A 15,873-nucleotide genomic window follows, 5' to 3' on the forward strand; every position below is an offset into this window, starting at 1 on the left:
CGGGTTTACTGCCTGTGCCGGCCTCTTCGCGGGCAACCTATATTGCTCAGGATAGCCTGCAGCCCACCAGCATCATCACTTCAGCGAATGGCAGCACTCCGCAGGGGCGCATCCAGCCCCACCAGCGTCTCGATCATCGCCCGCGCCGCCGGCGACAACCGGTAACCGCTGCGGCTGACCACGCCGCAGCGCACGCTGAGCACCTCCAGTGCGGGCGGCAGGTTGCGCCAGTGCAGGCGCACCAGGCTGCCGGCCGCCAGGTCTTCGGCAACGGCTTCTTCGCTGGCGGTACCGATTGCATTACTGGCCTGCACGACACTGCGCAGCACCGCCAGGTGCTCGGTCTGCAGGTGCGGGGTGAAGTCGCTGCGCCCGCTCAGGTTGGCCAGGCGCTTGCGCACACCGGGCGCGAGCAGGGCGCTGGCCAGCGGGTAGGTGAACAGGTCGTTGGTCGACAAGCTGTCCTTGGCCAGCAACGGGTGGCCGGGGCGGCAGAAGAACAGGCCGGGGCGTGGCGAAAGCGGCTCGGTATGGAAGTTGGGGTCGGCCTCGAACGGCCGGATGTCGTCGACGAAGAATTCGATCTGCTCACGGCGCAGTGCCTGGCCGAGGCGCTCGGCATTGTCCACCAGCAGCGAGGTACGAATACCCGGGTGGCTGTCGATGAAGTGGCGCAAGGCATCGGGGACCAGGCGAACAGCCAGGGCCGGGCCGCTGCCGAAGTGCAACTCGCCAGCGTCGAGCTTGGTCATCTGTAGCACTTCGTTGCTCAACTGCGCGGCACCTTGCACGAGGCGGCGTGCGTGCTGCAGCACCACCAAGCCTTCCGGGGTGGGTGGCAGGGCCTTGCTGGCGCGGTCTACCAGGGCGCAGCCGAATGTCTGCTCCAGGCCCTGGATGGCCCGGCTGAATGCAGGCTGGGTGATACCCATGGCTTCAGCGGCGCGGACAAAACTGCGGTATTCGTTGAGGGCGATGAAGTAGCGCAGTTGACGGAGGTCCATGTCGCGGCTCTGGGGCGGGGATCAGGGCTCGATTTAAGCTGTTACAGCTTATGTCGTCAACGAAGGTTTGTTTAGGTTGTTATGCAATAAAGTTATTTGTGCGTCAAGTCATCCGGCCTCTTCGCGGGTAAACCCGCTCCCACCCTGTGGGAGCGGGTTTACCCGCGAAGAGGCCTGTGAAATTACAGCAGGTTCAACGGGTAGCTCACGATCAAGCGGTTCTCATCGAACGCGTTGGTGCTGAAGTCCCGGCGCATGGTCGAGTTTCGCCACTTCAACGAAAGGTCCTTGAAACTGCCCGACTGCACCACATAAGCCAGTTCCGTTTCCCGCGCCCATTCCTTGCCGTCGTCAACGCCACCTGCAGTCACGTTGTCACCCTTGATATAGCGGTTCATCAGGGTAAGCCCCGGTACCCCGACAGTGGCGAAGTTGAAGTCATGGCGCACCTGCCACGAGCGTTCCTTGGCGTTGTCGAAGCTTGAGTTGTAGCTGTCGTTGGCCAAGGTGCCGCCGCTGGTGCCGTTGACGCGCATCCAGGCGTCATCGCCGCTGACCTTCTGCAGGCCGACGTAGACGGTATGGCCCTGGTAGCGAGCCGAGAGCAGCGCCGAGGCGGTGCGGTTGTCCAGGTCGCCGGCGCGCTCGGCACCGTCTTCCTTGCCGGTGAAGTAACCGAGGTTGGCGCCCAGGGTCCAGTCGCCCAGTGGCTGGCTGTGGACCAGGTTGAGGTACTGCTGGCGGTAGATGTCCTTGAGCTGGGCATCCCACAGGGCAATCGTCGTGCGCTTGTCGTTGAAGGTGTATTCACCGCCGCCGAAGTTGAAGCGGTCGGACGTGAAAGCACCGCGGCCATTGAGCGACATGTCTTCCATGCTGGCGTCGTTGCGCGGGCTGTTGGCGCGGAACTGGCCGGCGTACAGGGTCAGGCCGTCGATCTCCTTGGAGGTCAGCTGGCCGCCGCGGAAGGTTTGTGGCAGCGAGCGACCATCGTCGGAGCGCAGGATCGGCAGCACCGGCATCCATTCGCCGACCTTCAACTCGGTCTGCGAGAGTTTGGCTTTCAAGGCCACGCCCAGGCGGCCGAAATCATCGGCGGGGCGGCCATTGTCGTGCACCGGCAGCAGGTGGGTGTTGGTGGTGCCTTTACCGCCATCGAGCTTGACCGAGTACAGGCCCAGTACGTCCATGCCGAAACCGACGGTGCCCTGGGTAAAGCCGGAGCGGGCGTCGAGGATGAAGCTTTGGGTCCATTCTTCGGCCTTGGCCTGCGGGTGTGCCGGGTCGACGAAATTGCGGTTGATGTAGAAGTTGCGCAGGTTGAGGGTGGCCTTGCCGTCTTCGATGAAACCACCGTCGGCGGCGAACACGGGGAGGGTGCAGGACATGGCCAACAGGCCTGGCAGCAGCTGGCGTGCGGGGTACGAAATGCTCATCTGTCGTGGATCTCTTGTTTTTATTGGCGAACCGTTGCATTGCAGGATGCGGCCTGCAAGCACGGGTCTTTTGATGAACGTGGGCAACGTTGCGTGAGCGGATGGTGCGGGGTAGGGAAGGGGCGAGGCAATTCGTCGCAGACGGTATGGGGCGATTATCGAACGGAATGTTCCAGTTGGTTAATTGTTTTCATGTGCCGGCCTCTTCGCGGGCAACCGAAAACAAAAAGCCCACCGCGAAGGTGGGCTTGATGCTGCTAGCGGATCATTCAGCTTTTCGGTGTTTGAACCGAAGCTTGCTGATTGGCCTGACCGGTCTTCTCGTACCAGCCACCGCCGAGCGCCTTGTACAGGTTGACCTCGCTGGTCAGCTGCGACAGGCGATCACCGATCAGTGCCTGCTGGGCGCTGAATAGGTTGCGTTGGGCGTCGAGGAAGGTCAGGTTGCTGTCGATACCGATACGGTAGCGACGCTCCGCCAGGCGGTAGTAATCCTGGTTGGCCTGCACCAGGTCACGTTGTGCCTGCAACTGCTCTTCGAAGGTCTTGCGCGCCGCCAGGCCATCGGAGACTTCCTGGAAGGCGGTCTGGATGGTCTTTTCGTACTTGGCGACGTTGATGTCCTTCTGGATCTTCGAGTAGTCCAGGCTCGCCTTCAGGCTACCGGCGTTGAAGATCGGCAGGTTGATCTGCGGCTGGAACAGCCAGGTACCCGACCCCCCCTTGAACAGGCCGCCCATGTCCGGGCTCAGGGTACCGGCATTGGCGGTCAGGCTGATGCTCGGGAAGAACGCTGCGCGGGCCGCGCCGATGTTGGCGTTGGCGGCCTTGAGCAGGTGCTCGGCTTCCTGGATGTCTGGGCGACGCTGGAGGATGTCCGACGGCAGGCCGGCCGGTACTTCGGCCAACTGGTCGGCATTGAGCTCCAGTGGCGTAGGCAGGTCGGCCGGTACGCCGGTACCCAGCAGCACGGTCAGGCTGTTGAGGTCCTGTGCAACCAGGCGCTGGTACTGCGAGTACTTGACCCGCGCGCCTTCCACGGCGGTGCGTGCCTGGCTGAGGTCGAGGGCAGAGGCCACGCCGACTTCATTGCTGCGACGGGTCAGGTTGTAGCTTTCCTGGTAGGTCTTCAGCGTTTCTTCGGTCAGCTTGAACAGCGCCTGATCCGCCTGCCAGGTGTAGTAGGCGTTGGCCACGCTGGCCACCAGGGCGATCTGCGTGGAGCGCCGCGCCTGCTCGCTGGACAGGTAGGTTTCCAGGGCCTGCTCGCTCAGGCTGCGCACCCGGCCGAACAGGTCGAGTTCATAGGCGCTGACGCCGAGGGTGGCCGAGTACTGGCTGGTGATATCGGCTTGGCCGGTCTGCGACATATTCGCCGGTACCCGCTGGCGGCTGCCGCTGCCGGTGGCCGAAACGGCCGGGAACAGGTCGGCCCGCTGGATGCGGTACTGCGCACGGTAGGCGTCGATGTTCAACGCCGCGACACGCAGGTCGCGGTTGTTGACCAGCGAGGTCTGGATCAGCTGCTGCAGGGCCGGGTCGTGGAAGAACTGGCGCCAGCCCTGTTCGGCGGCGGCAACGTCTGCCGCTTCGGTCGGCGAGTACGCAGGGCCTTGCGGCCACTGCGCTGCCACCGGCGCTTCCGGGGTCTGGTAGTCAGGGATCAGCGAGCAGCCGCCAAGAATCAAAGCGGTTACCGCCAGGGACAACAAAGACTTGGTCATTGCCCAGCCTCATAACGTGGAGTTTCAGGGGTGACGTCTTTTTCCGGCTGTTTGCTGCCGAACAGCGACGACACTGCGACGAAGAATAGCGGTACCCAGAAGATTGCCAGGACGGTGGCGCTGATCATGCCGCCGATCACGCCGGTGCCGATGGCGTGCTGGCTGCCGGCGCCCGCGCCGCTGGCGATGGTCAACGGTACCACGCCAAGGATGAACGCCAGCGAGGTCATGATGATCGGGCGCAGACGCATGCGGCACGCCTCGATCGCGGCGTCGTACAGGCTGCGGCCCTGCTCGTGCAGTTCTTTGGCGAACTCGACGATCAGGATCGCGTTCTTCGCCGCCAAGCCGATGGTGGTCAACAGGCCGACCAGGAAGTACACGTCGTTGGACAACCCGCGCAGGCTGGTGGCGATCAGTGCACCGATGATCCCCAGCGGTACGACCAGCACGACGGCGATCGGGATCGACCAGCTTTCGTACAGCGCTGCCAGGCACAGGAACACGAACAGGACCGAGAGGGCAAACAGTGCCGGCATCTGCGAGCCGGAGAGTTTTTCCTCGTAGGACATGCCGGTCCAGGAGAAGCCGATACCGCTTGGCAGTTCGCCGGCGATACGCTCGACTTCGGCCATGGCCTCACCGGTACTGTAGCCAGGCGCTGGCGCACCGAGAATTTCCATCGCCTCGACGCCGTTGTAGCGGGACAGCTTCGGCGAACCGTAGGTCCATTCACCTTTGGCGAAGGAGGAGAACGGCACCATCTCGCCTTTGCCGTTGCGCACGTACCACTTCTGCAGGTCTTCCGGGCTCATCCGGGCGTTCGGTTCGCCTTGGATGTACACCTTCTTGACCCGGCCACGGTCAATGAAGTCGTTGACGTAGCTGGCACCCAGGGCAATCGACAGGGTGTTGTTGATGTCGGCAATGGTCACGCCCAAGGCGCTGGCACGTTCGTCATCGATGGTCAGCTGGTACTGCGGCTCATCGTTCAGGCCGTTCGGGCGCACGGCACTGAGCACCTTGCTCTGCGCGGCTTTTGCCAGGAACTGGTTGCGTGCTTCCATGAGCTTGGCATGGCCGACACCGCCGCGGTCCTGAAGGAACACGTCGAAGCCGGTGGCGTTACCCAGTTCGAGTACGGCAGGCGGGGCGAAGGCGAACACCATCGCATCGCGGAAGGTGAAGAAGTGCTGCTGGGCACGCTGGGCCAGGGCGAACACGCTGTTCTCCTTGGAGCGCTCATCCCACGGCTTGAGCATGATGAAGGCCATGCCCGAGCTTTGACCGCGGCCGGCGAAGTTGAAGCCGTTGACGGTGAACACCGACGACACGGTATCGGCTTCGTCCTTGAGCAGGTACTCACGCATCTGGTCGACCACCGCCTGGGTGCGTTCAGCACTGGAGCCTGCCGGGGTCTGCACCTGGGCAAACAGCACGCCCTGGTCTTCTTCAGGCAGGAATGCCGTCGGGATGCGTGCGAACAGCCAGATCATGCCAACCACGATCAGCGCGTAGGCCAGCAGGAACGGCACCTTGTTGCGCAGGATGGTACCGACGCTGCGCTCGTAGCCGTTTACGCTGCGGTCGAAGTTACGGTTGAACCAGCCGAAGAACCCACCTTTGGCCACATGGTGCTCGCCCTTTTTCAGCGGCTTGAGCATGGTGGCGCACAGTGCCGGGGTGAAGATCAGCGCCACCAGCACCGAAAGGCCCATGGCCGAGACGATGGTGATGGAGAACTGCCGATAGATCACACCGGTGGAGCCGCCGAAGAAGGCCATTGGCAGCAGTACCGCCGACAGCACCAGGGCGATACCCACCAGGGCTCCCTGGATCTGCTCCATGGAGCGCTTGGTCGCTTCCTTGGGTGGCAACCCCTCTTCGGACATTACCCGCTCGACGTTTTCCACCACGACGATGGCGTCGTCCACCAGCAAGCCGATGGCCAGGACCATGGCGAACATGGTCAGGGTGTTGATGCTGAAGCCCGCAGCGGCAAGGATGCCGAAAGTACCCAGCAATACCACCGGTACGGTCATGGTGGTGATGATGGTGGCGCGGAAGTTTTGCAGGAACAGGTACATCACCAGGAACACCAGGACCACGGCTTCGATCAGGGTGTGGATTACCCCGCTGATCGATTCGGTGACCACCGGCGTGGTGTCATACGGGAACACGGCCTTCACGCCAGGCGGGAAGAACGGCTCGAGGTCGCTGATGGTCTGGCGCAGGGCCTTGGCGGTGTCCAGGGCGTTGGCACCGGTGGCCAGCTTGACCGCCAGGCCCGACGCCGGCTTGCCGTTGAACTGGGCGCTGACGGCGTAGTTCTCGCCGCCCAGGCCTACTTCGGCGACATCGCCCAGGCGTACTTGGGAACCGTCGCTGTTGACCTTGAGCAGAATTTTCTCGAACTGCTCGGCGGTTTGCAGGCGGGTCTTGCCGATGATGGTGGCGTTAAGCTGGGTACCCGGCAAGGCCGGCAGGCCGCCGAGTTGGCCGGAGGACACCTGCACGTTCTGCGCGGCAACTGCAGTCTTGACGTCGACTGGGGTCAGCTGGAACTTGTTCAGCTTGGCCGGATCGAGCCAGATACGCATGGCGTACTGTGCACCGAACACCTGGAAGTCACCCACGCCGGCAGTCCGCGAAATCGGGTCCTGCATGTTCGAGACGATGTAGTTGGCCAAGTCGTCCTTGGTCATGCTGCCATCTTCGGACACCAGGCCGATCACCAGCAGGAAGTTTTTAACCGCCTTGGTGACGCGGATACCTTGTTGCTGCACTTCTTGCGGCAACAGCGGCGTAGCCAGGTTCAGCTTGTTCTGAACCTGAACCTGCGCGGTGTCGGCGTTGGTGCCTTGCTCGAAGGTAGCGGTGATGGTCATGCTGCCGTCGGAGTTACTTTCCGAAGACACATAACGCAGGTTGTCGATACCGTTGAGCTGCTGCTCGATGACCTGCACCACGGTGTCCTGCACCGTCTGCGCCGAGGCGCCCGGGTAGGTCACGGCGATGGCGATGGCCGGTGGCGCGATGCTCGGGTACTGGTTGATCGGCAACTTCAGGATCGACAGTGCCCCGACCAGCATGATCACCAAGGCGATCACCCAGGCGAAGATCGGGCGATCGATAAAGAACTTCGACATGGTTTACTCCGCTTTGGCGTCTGCTTTCGCCGCGTTGGCCTGATCAGGGCTGGCCGGCTTGTTGACGTTGGTGGCTTCGCTGACCTTGACCTCGACGCCTGGGCGCACGTATTGCAGGCCTTCGGTGATCAGGCGGTCGCCTGGGTTCAAGCCTTCCTCAATCAGCCAGTCGCTGCCCAGGGTGCGGCTGGCCTTGAGCTGACGCAGTTCGACCTTGTTTTCCTGGTTGACCACCAGTGCGGTCGGCGCGCCCTTGAGGTCGCGGGTCACGCCCTGCTGTGGGGCCAGGATGGCGTTGGCGTTGACCCCGGCGCGCAGGCGGGCATGCACGAACATGCCAGGCAGCAGGGTGTGGTCGGGGTTCGGGAAGATCGCGCGCAGGGTCACCGAGCCGGTGGTCTCGTCGACCGCGACTTCGGAGAATTCCAGGCGCCCCTGCTGCTTGAACAGGCTGCCGTCTTCGAGCACCAGTTGCACTGAGGCGGCGTTGTCGCCGGCCTTTTGCAGCTGGCCGCTTTCCAGGTCACGGCGCAGCTTGAGCAGCTCGGCGGTGGACTGGGTGACGTCGACGTAGACCGGGTCGAGTTGCTGGATGGTCGCCATGGCGTTGGTCTGGCCATTGCTCACCAGTGCACCTTCGGTGAACGTGGAACGGCCGATGCGGCCGCTGATCGGTGCCAGGACCTTGGTGTAGCGCAGGTCGATCTGGGCGCTCTTCAGTGCTGCCTCGGCCTGCAATCGTTTGGCATTGGCGTCGTCGTATTCCTGTTTGGAGACGGCTTGTTCATCGATCAGCTGCTTGTACCGCTCGGCCAGCGAGCGGGTCGCCTGCAGGTTGGCCTGGGCATTGGCCAGGTTGGCTTCATAGACGGCAGGGTCGATCTGGTAGAGCTGCTGGCCTTCCTTGACGTCGCTGCCTTCTTTGAAGAGGCGCTTGAGGATGATGCCATTGACCTGTGGGCGCACTTCGGCGACGCGATAGGACGTGGTACGCCCCGGCAATTCCGAGGTCAGGGTGAAGGCTTGTGGTTGGAGGGTCACGACGCCGACCTGAGGAGCCTGCGCGGCAGGCGCTGCTTCTTCTTTCTTGCAGCCACTGAGCAGTGTTGCCAGGGCGACGGCGGAAACCAGAGCGGTAACGGCTGGCTTGAATTGCATGAGGATCCTCGGGGCGCTGGAGCAGGAGACGCTCAAGAGTAATGGAAGAGTCTTGTCAGAAAAATGCTATCGGGTGGATAAATAGCTTGCTAAGGAATATACTTACATTCATGGTTGTTTGTAAATACCGCTGGGTAGTACTTGGCTACTGCCGCAGCCCTTGATTAGCCCATCCGGGAGACGCCCTGCAGAGGCGACCCCGGCGGTTTCCCCGTGTGCGCCGCGCGCTCGGGCCCAGATGAGGTTGTACTGCCATGGTCCGTAGAACCAAAGAAGAAGCCCAGGAAACCCGCGCCCAGATTATCGAGGCGGCGGAAAAGGCCTTCTACAAGCGCGGGGTTGCGCGAACCACCTTGGCTGACATCGCCGAATTGGCGGGCGTGACCCGAGGTGCGATCTACTGGCACTTCAATAATAAAGCCGAACTGGTGCAGGCGTTGCTCGACAGCCTGCACGAAACCCATGACCACCTTGCGCGTGCGAGCGAAAGCGAGGATGAGCTGGACCCGCTTGGTTGCATGCGCAAGCTGCTGTTGCAGGTGTTCAACGAGCTGGTGCTCGATGCCCGAACCCGGCGTATCAATGAGATTCTGCATCACAAGTGCGAGTTCACCGATGACATGTGTGAAATTCGCCAGCAGCGCCAGAGCACGGTGCTGGATTGCCACAAGGGCATTACCCTGGCGCTTGCCAATGCAGTGCGCCGGGGCCAGTTGCCTGCCGAGCTGGATGCCGAGCGCGCGGCGGTGGCCATGTTTGCCTATGTCGATGGCCTGATCGGGCGCTGGTTATTGCTGCCAGACAGTTTCGATCTGCTACGTGACGTCGAAAAATGGGTCGACACTGGGCTGGATATGCTGCGCTTGAGCTCGGCTCTGCGCAAATGACTCTTTGTTAAGGATTGTGAGGGAGTGTTTCCTCATTGTATTAACGGGGCATTAAAAGCGGGGGCCGCGCTGCGGCCCATCGCAGGCAAGCCAGCTCCCACAGGCGTGGCGCTGTACTTGTAGGAGCGGCCTTGTGTCGCGAAAGGGCCGCAACGCGGCCCCAGCAGGCTCAACGCCCACGCAATTGCCGGTCCGGCAACGCCAACGCCACCACCAGCCCCAGCAGTGCGATCACGCCACTGCCCATCAGCAAATGCCTGAACGTCTCCAGCAACCGCGCTTGCGTCTGCGGGTCTGCCTCGCCAGCCTTCAGGCTCCCCAGCAATGGATTGCCCAGCAACTCGAACCCACCTTGGTGCAGCAACGCCAGCAGCAGGCTGGACATGCACGCCACACCCATGGCTCCCCCGAGTGAGCGGAACAGGTTGGTGGTACTGGTAGCCACGCCGATGTCCTTGATGTCCACGGCGCTCTGCGTGCCCACCAGCGAAGTCGGAAACTGCAGCCCGCAGGCTATGCCGGTCAGCAGCATGAACACGGCACTGAGCAGGGCCGACTGCGGCGGTGTGATCGCCATGGCGAAGATGGCCACCGGCATCAACAGTGCACCGGTGAGAATTTGCGGCTTGTAGCGCCCGGTGAGGCTGGTCATGCGGCCCCCGGTAAAGGCGCCCATCGGCAGGCCCATCGCCAGGGGCAGTAGGTGCAATGCCGCGCTGTCGGCGCCCGCCCCGGTGATGCCTTGGTAGCGCAAGGGCATCAGCATGGTCAGGGAAATCGACTGGAAACTGGCGAAAAAGATCACGCCCCAGCACAGCACCGCGACGCGGTTGCCGAACAGGCCGAGGGGTAGCAGGGGCTCCTGGCAGCGCCGCTCGTGGGCGATGAACAGCATCAGGCCAAGCACCGCGCAGGCGAACAGCGCCAGCACCGGCGGCGCTGTCCAGGCGTGCCCTTGGCCGACCAGGGTAATGCCCAGCAGCAGGCTGCCCAGGCCAAGAATCAGTAGCACCGCGCCCAGGTAGTCCACCTGGGCCTCGCGACGCTTCACCGGCATGTCGCCGAGCGCCCGGTGGATCGCCCACAATGCGACCAGCCCCAGCGGCAGGTTGATCCAGAACACCCAGCGCCACGACAGGTACTCGGTCAGCCAGCCACCGAGCACCGGCCCGGCGACGCTGGCCACGGCGTACATACTGCTGAAGTAGCCCTGGTAACGCCCGCGTTCGCGGGGCGGCACGAAGTCACCGATGATCGCCTGGCTGACCGACACCATGCCGCCCGCGCCAACCCCTTGCAGCACGCGCGCCAGCACCAGTTGCTGCATGTCCTGGGCCAGGGCGCAGGCAATCGACGCCAGGGTGAACAGCGAGATGCCGGTCAGGATCATCCGCCGCCGGCCGTACAGGTCGCCCAGCTTGCCGTAGATCGGCACCGCCACGGTCATCGCCACCATGTAGCCAGAGATCACCCAGGCGAGCAGGCCGACATCGTTGAACTGGGCCGAGATGGCCGGCAACGAGACGGCGACGATGGTTTGGTCCAGCGCACCGAGGAAGATGGCCAGCATCAGGGCGGTGAGCACGTTGCGCAGCACGGTCGGGGGCAGGGCGGCAGTCACGGGGTTACCTTGGCAATGGGCTTGAGGCCGATGAATTGTAACCTGACTTAGGTAGCTTCCTATGTACTATCTGCATCCCCTATGCAAGATCGGCATTGGCGCATTCATCCAGTGAGGCATGGCTGCGTGATATCGTGGCTAGACCGCAGGGGCTGTAATCCGTGGCCTGCACCAGCTTGGTGCAGCTATTTGCCGCAGGGTTTTCGTGCCGCTGTATCCCACACCTTTTATTCCTCTGCCTGCATGTCGAGCATGACCGCCCAGATGGCGACGGTTGGAACAGGTCAGGTAGACCCGATTCAGGGGTCGGTAGCAACCGTTCAATTTCACGTTATTGCGGAGTGATCATGCCCAGGGCTTCCCACCAAGATTTGCGTTTTGCCTTCCGCGAGCTGCTCGCTTCAGGTTCCTGCTACCACACAGCGTCGGTGTTCGACCCGATGTCGGCGCGCATTGCCGCCGACCTGGGCTTTGAAGTCGGCATTCTTGGCGGTTCGGTGGCTTCGCTGCAGGTACTGGCTGCGCCGGATTTTGCCCTGATCACCTTGAGCGAGTTCGTCGAGCAGGCCACGCGCATTGGCCGTGTGGCGCAACTGCCGGTGCTCGCCGATGCCGACCACGGCTACGGTAACGCGCTGAATGTCATGCGCACGGTCATTGAACTGGAGCGTGCCGGTGTGGCGGCGCTGACCATCGAAGATACCCTGCTGCCGGCCCAGTTTGGGCGCAAGTCCACCGACTTGATTCCGGTTGAGGAAGGCGTTGGCAAGATTCGCGCTGCGCTTGAAGCACGGGTCGATTCGTCGCTGTCGATCATCGCCCGCACCAACGCCGGTGTACTGACCACCGAAGAAATCATCGTGCGTACCCAGAGCTACCAGAAGGCCGGGGCCGACGGTATCTGCATGGTCGGGGTGAAGGATTTCGAGCAGCTCGAGCAGATCGCCGAGCACCTGACCGTGCCCTTGATGCTGGTGACCTACGCCAACCCCAACCTGCGCGATGACGAGCGCCTGGCGCGCCTGGGCGTGCGCATCGTGGTCGATGGCCACGCCGCGTACTTCGCCGCCATAAAGGCTACTTATGACTGCCTGCGCCTGCAGCGCGGCCAGCAGAACAAGTCCGAGAACCTCAGCGCCACCGAACTCTCGCACACCTACACCCAACCCGAGGATTACATCCGCTGGGCCAAGGAGTACATGAGCGTCGAGGAGTGACCGGCAGGGCGCCGTCGCTCAACGCACGGCGCTCAATGTGGCGCTTTGTGGCACGCAGTGTTCGTGCTGACAATGGGCGGCCGAGCTGGGTTGGTTGCGCAGCAGCTCGACCCGCCAGCAGGCCGACCCGTACAGCCCGGCGATGGCAAACAGCGCCATGACCAGCGCGAACCTTCTTGTTTTGATGCCCATGGTGCTCACCTCCTGTTACAACGCTAGGTGATACCTCTAAGCGTAGGCCAATCCCCGGCGCTGTGGGGGTTACACCAGGTCCTGATCCCATTCCGGCTCGTCCTTGAACCGCTGCGCGAGAAAATCCAGCATGCTGCGCAAGGTCGCCGGCATGTGCTTGCGCGAGGTATAGACCGCATTCAGGTTGAGTTCGCGTGGCCGTGCTTCGGGCAGCAGGCGCACCAGTTCGCCCGTGCGCAGGGCGGCGGCAGCCTGGTAGGTCGGCAACATGGCGATGCCGGCACCGGCCAGTGCCGCCTTTTGCAGGGTCATCGCCTCATTCGCACTGATGTTGCCCTCGACCGGGACGGCAACGGCTTGGCCCTGCACCTCGAAATGCCAGAGGTGATGGCCGAAGTAGGCATGGGTCAGGCAGTTGTGCCCGCTCAATTCCTCGATCCGCTGCGGCGTGCCGTGCTCACGCAGGTAGGCCGGTGCCGCGCACACCACCGAACGGCACACGGTCAGACGCCGGGCGATCAGGTTCGGGTCCAGGTCGTTGCTGGTGCGGATGGCCAGGTCGATGCGCTCGTCCACCAGGTTGACCGTGCGATCGAGCATCTGCAACTCGACCTTCACCCCGGGGTAGCGCCGTACATACGCGGCCACGGCATCTACCAGTTGAGCCTGCCCGAATGACGTACTGACGCTGATGCGCAGCGCGCCGCGGGGGGCGTCGTCCGGTTGGCGCACGGCCACCTGCAGGTCACCGGCGAGTTCCAGCAGTTGGCGGCAGCGGGGCAGTGTTTCCTGGCCGGCGGCGGTCAGGCTCAACTTGCGCGTGGTGCGCTGCATCAGCCGCGCACCAACCCAATCCTCCAGTTCTGCCAGGTAGCGTGAAACCACTGGCCTGGACAGTTGCAGGTGGTCCGCTGCCGCCGATTGGCTGCCCAGGTCGATGACAGTGACAAAAACGCGCATCGCGTTGAGACGGTCCATGATTTGCCCGATTTTAGAAACAAACTATGTTTGAGCATCGCATTTTTTGGCATGGATCGGGCAACTAAGCTGTTGAGCATTCTTCTTCAAGACGGACCGTTGCGATGTCGCTATTCACTCCCTTGTGTGGCCTGATGCTGGCCTGTGTTGCGCTGACCGGCCAGGCGCTGGCTGCCGAACCTTTGCAGTTGGACGTCTACAACCCTGGCCACGAGGCGATTTTCCCGGTCAGTTCGGTGATTGTCAGTGGCGAAAAGGACGCCGTGCTGGTCGATGCCCAGTTCGGCAAGGCCCAGGCCGAGCAGGTGGTCGAGCGCCTGCGCGCCGGTGGCAAGCGGCTGACAACCATCTACATCAGCCATGGCGACCCGGACTACTACTTCGGCCTCGACACGCTGACCCAAGCTTTCCCAAAGGCCAAGGTCGTCGCCTCTGCGGCTACCGTCGCGCATATTCGCCAGACCATGGACGCGAAGCTGGCCTACTGGGGCCCGCAAATGGGCGCGGATAAACCGGCCCGCCTGGTCGTGCCTGAGGTGCTCGAAGGCCATCGCCTGACCCTGGAGGGCCAGGCGCTCGACGTGGTCGGCCTGGACGGCCCGCAACCTGATCGCAGCTTTGTCTGGATTCCGTCGATCAAGGCGGTGGTCGGTGGGGTGGTGGTTTCGGAACACATCCATGTGTGGATGGCCGATACCCAGTCGGCCAAGTCGCATGCCGATTGGCTGGGCACGCTCAAGCGGATCGAGCAGCTGGCACCGCGCACCGTGATCCCCGGCCATTACCTCGGCCAAAGCAGCCGTTCGCTCGCCGCCGTGCGCTTCACGGCGGACTACATTCAGGCATTTGATGCCGAAACCGCCAAGGCAAAAAACGCCGTTGCGTTGGTGGCTGCGATGAAAAAACGCTACCCGGACCTGGCCGACGAGAGCTCGCTGGAGCTCGGCGCCAAGGTCGCCAAGGGCGAGATGAAGTGGTAATTCCGTTCAACTGATGGAGTGTTTCCCATGAGCAAGATCGCAATCATTGGCGCCACCGGCCGTGCCGGCAGCCAGTTGCTGGAAGAAGCCCTGCGCCGTGGCCACAGTGTGGTGGCCATTGCCCGCGACCCGTCGCAGCTGCAGGGGCGCGAGGGGGTGACCGTCAAGGCACTCGATGCCAAGGACAGCGCGGCGCTGCAAGCGGCTGTCGCCGGTGTGGACGCCGTGTTGAGTGCTGCGCATTTCTCGACGATCGAAGCGCACGCGATCATCGAGCCGGTCAAGCGTGCCGGGGTCAAGCGACTGCTGGTGGTGGGCGGGGCGGGTAGCCTGCTGTTGCCTTCGGGGCACCGGGTGATCGACAGCCCGGACTTTCCCGAGGCCTACAAGGCCGAAGCGAGCGCGGGTGTGCGTTTTCTTGAGGTATTGCGCCAAGAGCCGAACCTGGACTGGACCTTCCTGTCGCCGTCGGCGGAGTTCGTCGAAGGCGAACGCAGCGGGCACTACACGCTAGGCAAGGATCATCTGCTGATCGGTGCCGATGGCAAAAGCTGGATCACCTTTGCCGACTACGCGATTGCAATGCTCGATGAGCTGGAGAAACCCGCGCATTCGCGGGCGCGGTTCACCGTCGGTTATTGAGCCACTGCCTGCAGCCAGTCCAGCAACTCGACCAGCCCGGCTGGCTGTTGCCTGGCCTGGCTGACCAGGTAATAGCCTTTTCCGGTCGTCACCTTCAGGGCAAACGGCATGCACAGCCGCTTGCTGCGCAGGTCATCGCCGATCAGCGACCAATCGCCGATGGCCACTCCAGTGCCCTGGGATGCCATGGCCATCGCCATGTCCAGCGTTTCGAAATGCTGCTTTGGCCCCTGTACATCGAACGTGGCACCGGCCGCCTGCAGCCATAAACGCCAGTCATGCTCGTCACGTGAGGGGTGCAGGAGCATGTGGCGCATCAAGTCGTCGATGTTGGCCAACGGCAACGGGCCTTGCAGCAGCGAAGGGGCGCACACTGGCGTCAGTTGCTCGTCGAACAGTTTGCGCACCTGCAAGCCCTGGTTCGGCGCGCTGCCATACACCACCGCCGCATCAAAGCCTTCGCGAGCAAAATCCACCCCATGCTGCACCGTGGTGGTCAGCTCTACCGGCACGTCCGGGCGCAGCGCCTGCCATTCCATCAGGCGCGGCAGCAGCCAGCGCATCACGCAGGTTGGCGCCTTGAGTTGCAATGTGGCGCTATGCCCGCCGACTTCACGCACGCCTTGTTCGATCAGGGAAAACACCTGTTGCACCCTGGGCAGCCAGTCCTGGCCTTCACGGGTCAGGCTCAGGCCACGGGCCTGGCGCTGGAACAGGGCGTAACCGAGGTGCGCTTCAAGCGCGGCGATCTGCCGGCTCACGGCACCTTGGGTGATGTGCAACTGCTGCCCCGCACGGGTGAAATTGCAGTGCTGGGCGGTCACCAGGAAGGTGTGCAAGGCGGGCAGGGGAGGAAGGCGTTTCATTGCACTGAGCCATGATTTG

Annotated in this window: 13 protein-coding genes; 4 read left to right on the top strand and 9 right to left on the bottom strand. The window is 63.0% G+C overall.

The genetic code is table 11. From position 1 onward, the window contains the following. Positions 1-80: 80 nt before the first annotated feature. The 5 genes from QOS90_RS20075 to ttgA all read right to left on the bottom strand — a co-directional run bounded on the left by QOS90_RS20075 (position 81) and on the right by ttgA (position 8,471). Complete coding sequence (locus QOS90_RS20075) at positions 81-1,004, bottom strand: LysR family transcriptional regulator (RefSeq protein ID WP_085273601.1); 924 nt, start codon at positions 1,002-1,004, stop codon at positions 81-83. 182 nt (positions 1,005-1,186) lie between these two features. Continuing rightward, the gene (locus QOS90_RS20080; protein ID WP_085273600.1) at positions 1,187-2,440 is read right to left on the bottom strand and encodes an OprD family porin; all 1,254 of its coding nucleotides are present in this window, start codon (positions 2,438-2,440) and stop codon (positions 1,187-1,189) included. A 269-nt stretch (positions 2,441-2,709) separates the two neighbouring features. Further along, entirely contained in the window at positions 2,710-4,164 is a 1,455-nt protein-coding gene (locus QOS90_RS20085) for an AdeC/AdeK/OprM family multidrug efflux complex outer membrane factor (RefSeq protein WP_085273599.1), read from the bottom strand. Beyond that, positions 4,161-7,313, bottom strand: coding sequence for a multidrug efflux RND transporter permease subunit TtgB (gene ttgB, locus QOS90_RS20090; protein ID WP_027594097.1), 3,153 nt, complete (start codon positions 7,311-7,313; stop codon positions 4,161-4,163). The genes QOS90_RS20085 and ttgB overlap by 4 nt, the downstream gene beginning before the upstream one ends. A 3-nt stretch (positions 7,314-7,316) precedes the next feature. After that, positions 7,317-8,471 (bottom strand): toluene efflux RND transporter periplasmic adaptor subunit TtgA, encoded by a 1,155-nt coding sequence (gene ttgA / locus QOS90_RS20095; protein WP_027594098.1) that lies wholly within the window; start codon positions 8,469-8,471, stop codon positions 7,317-7,319. Between the two features lie 254 nt (positions 8,472-8,725). Here ttgA and ttgR point away from each other — a divergent pair, with 254 nt between their 5' ends. Further along, positions 8,726-9,358, top strand: a complete 633-nt coding sequence (gene ttgR, locus QOS90_RS20100) for an efflux transport transcriptional regulator TtgR (protein WP_085273598.1) — start codon at positions 8,726-8,728, stop codon at positions 9,356-9,358. A gap of 169 nt (positions 9,359-9,527) precedes the next feature. Here the strand turns inward: ttgR and QOS90_RS20105 are convergent, their stop codons facing one another. Next, positions 9,528-10,979, bottom strand: coding sequence for an MDR family MFS transporter (locus QOS90_RS20105; RefSeq protein WP_027594100.1), 1,452 nt, complete (start codon positions 10,977-10,979; stop codon positions 9,528-9,530). 347 nt (positions 10,980-11,326) lie between these two features. Between QOS90_RS20105 and QOS90_RS20110 the strand changes: the two genes are divergently transcribed. Next, positions 11,327-12,196, top strand: a complete 870-nt coding sequence (locus tag QOS90_RS20110; RefSeq protein ID WP_027594101.1) for an oxaloacetate decarboxylase — start codon at positions 11,327-11,329, stop codon at positions 12,194-12,196. Between the two features lie 18 nt (positions 12,197-12,214). Here QOS90_RS20110 and QOS90_RS20115 read toward each other — a convergent pair whose 3' ends face one another. Both QOS90_RS20115 and QOS90_RS20120 read right to left on the bottom strand, forming a co-directional pair. Continuing rightward, on the bottom strand, positions 12,215-12,388 hold the full coding sequence (locus QOS90_RS20115) for a hypothetical protein (RefSeq protein ID WP_172960383.1): 174 nt from the start codon (positions 12,386-12,388) through the stop codon (positions 12,215-12,217). 69 nt (positions 12,389-12,457) lie between these two features. Beyond that, a complete protein-coding gene (locus QOS90_RS20120) occupies positions 12,458-13,366 on the bottom strand; it encodes a LysR family transcriptional regulator (RefSeq protein ID WP_027594102.1) in 909 nt (302 codons plus the stop codon). Positions 13,367-13,470: 104 nt separating this feature from the next. Between QOS90_RS20120 and QOS90_RS20125 the strand changes: the two genes are divergently transcribed. Then, positions 13,471-14,346: an MBL fold metallo-hydrolase gene (locus QOS90_RS20125; protein ID WP_085273597.1), complete on the top strand. Its 876-nt coding sequence runs from the start codon at positions 13,471-13,473 to the stop codon at positions 14,344-14,346. A 27-nt stretch (positions 14,347-14,373) separates the two neighbouring features. Continuing rightward, positions 14,374-14,988, top strand: a complete 615-nt coding sequence (locus QOS90_RS20130; RefSeq protein ID WP_027594104.1) for an NAD(P)-dependent oxidoreductase — start codon at positions 14,374-14,376, stop codon at positions 14,986-14,988. Here QOS90_RS20130 and QOS90_RS20135 read toward each other — a convergent pair. Continuing rightward, positions 14,982-15,854, bottom strand: a complete 873-nt coding sequence (locus tag QOS90_RS20135) for a LysR substrate-binding domain-containing protein (RefSeq protein WP_027594105.1) — start codon at positions 15,852-15,854, stop codon at positions 14,982-14,984. The genes QOS90_RS20130 and QOS90_RS20135 overlap by 7 nt on opposite strands. Positions 15,855-15,873: the final 19 nt, after the last annotated feature.

Origin of the sequence: Pseudomonas sp. LAIL14HWK12:I10, from assembly GCF_900184205.1 — a bacterium.
In the GTDB taxonomy this organism is placed as follows: domain Bacteria; phylum Pseudomonadota; class Gammaproteobacteria; order Pseudomonadales; family Pseudomonadaceae; genus Aquipseudomonas; species Aquipseudomonas kermanshahensis.

Bases quoted from the DNA above. Each gene is read 5' to 3' on its own strand.
- QOS90_RS20075 (WP_085273601.1), bottom strand. From the start codon at position 1,004: ATGGACCTCCGTCAACTGCGCTACTTCATCGCCCTCAACGAATACCGC.
- QOS90_RS20080 (WP_085273600.1), bottom strand. From the start codon at position 2,440: ATGAGCATTTCGTACCCCGCACGCCAGCTGCTGCCAGGCCTGTTGGCC.
- QOS90_RS20085 (WP_085273599.1), bottom strand. From the start codon at position 4,164: ATGACCAAGTCTTTGTTGTCCCTGGCGGTAACCGCTTTGATTCTTGGC.
- ttgB (WP_027594097.1), bottom strand. From the start codon at position 7,313: ATGTCGAAGTTCTTTATCGATCGCCCGATCTTCGCCTGGGTGATCGCC.
- ttgA (WP_027594098.1), bottom strand. From the start codon at position 8,471: ATGCAATTCAAGCCAGCCGTTACCGCTCTGGTTTCCGCCGTCGCCCTG.
- ttgR (WP_085273598.1), top strand. From the start codon at position 8,726: ATGGTCCGTAGAACCAAAGAAGAAGCCCAGGAAACCCGCGCCCAGATT.
- QOS90_RS20110 (WP_027594101.1), top strand. From the start codon at position 11,327: ATGCCCAGGGCTTCCCACCAAGATTTGCGTTTTGCCTTCCGCGAGCTG.
- QOS90_RS20115 (WP_172960383.1), bottom strand. From the start codon at position 12,388: ATGGGCATCAAAACAAGAAGGTTCGCGCTGGTCATGGCGCTGTTTGCC.
- QOS90_RS20120 (WP_027594102.1), bottom strand. From the start codon at position 13,366: ATGGACCGTCTCAACGCGATGCGCGTTTTTGTCACTGTCATCGACCTG.
- QOS90_RS20125 (WP_085273597.1), top strand. From the start codon at position 13,471: ATGTCGCTATTCACTCCCTTGTGTGGCCTGATGCTGGCCTGTGTTGCG.
- QOS90_RS20130 (WP_027594104.1), top strand. From the start codon at position 14,374: ATGAGCAAGATCGCAATCATTGGCGCCACCGGCCGTGCCGGCAGCCAG.
- QOS90_RS20135 (WP_027594105.1), bottom strand. From the start codon at position 15,854: ATGAAACGCCTTCCTCCCCTGCCCGCCTTGCACACCTTCCTGGTGACC.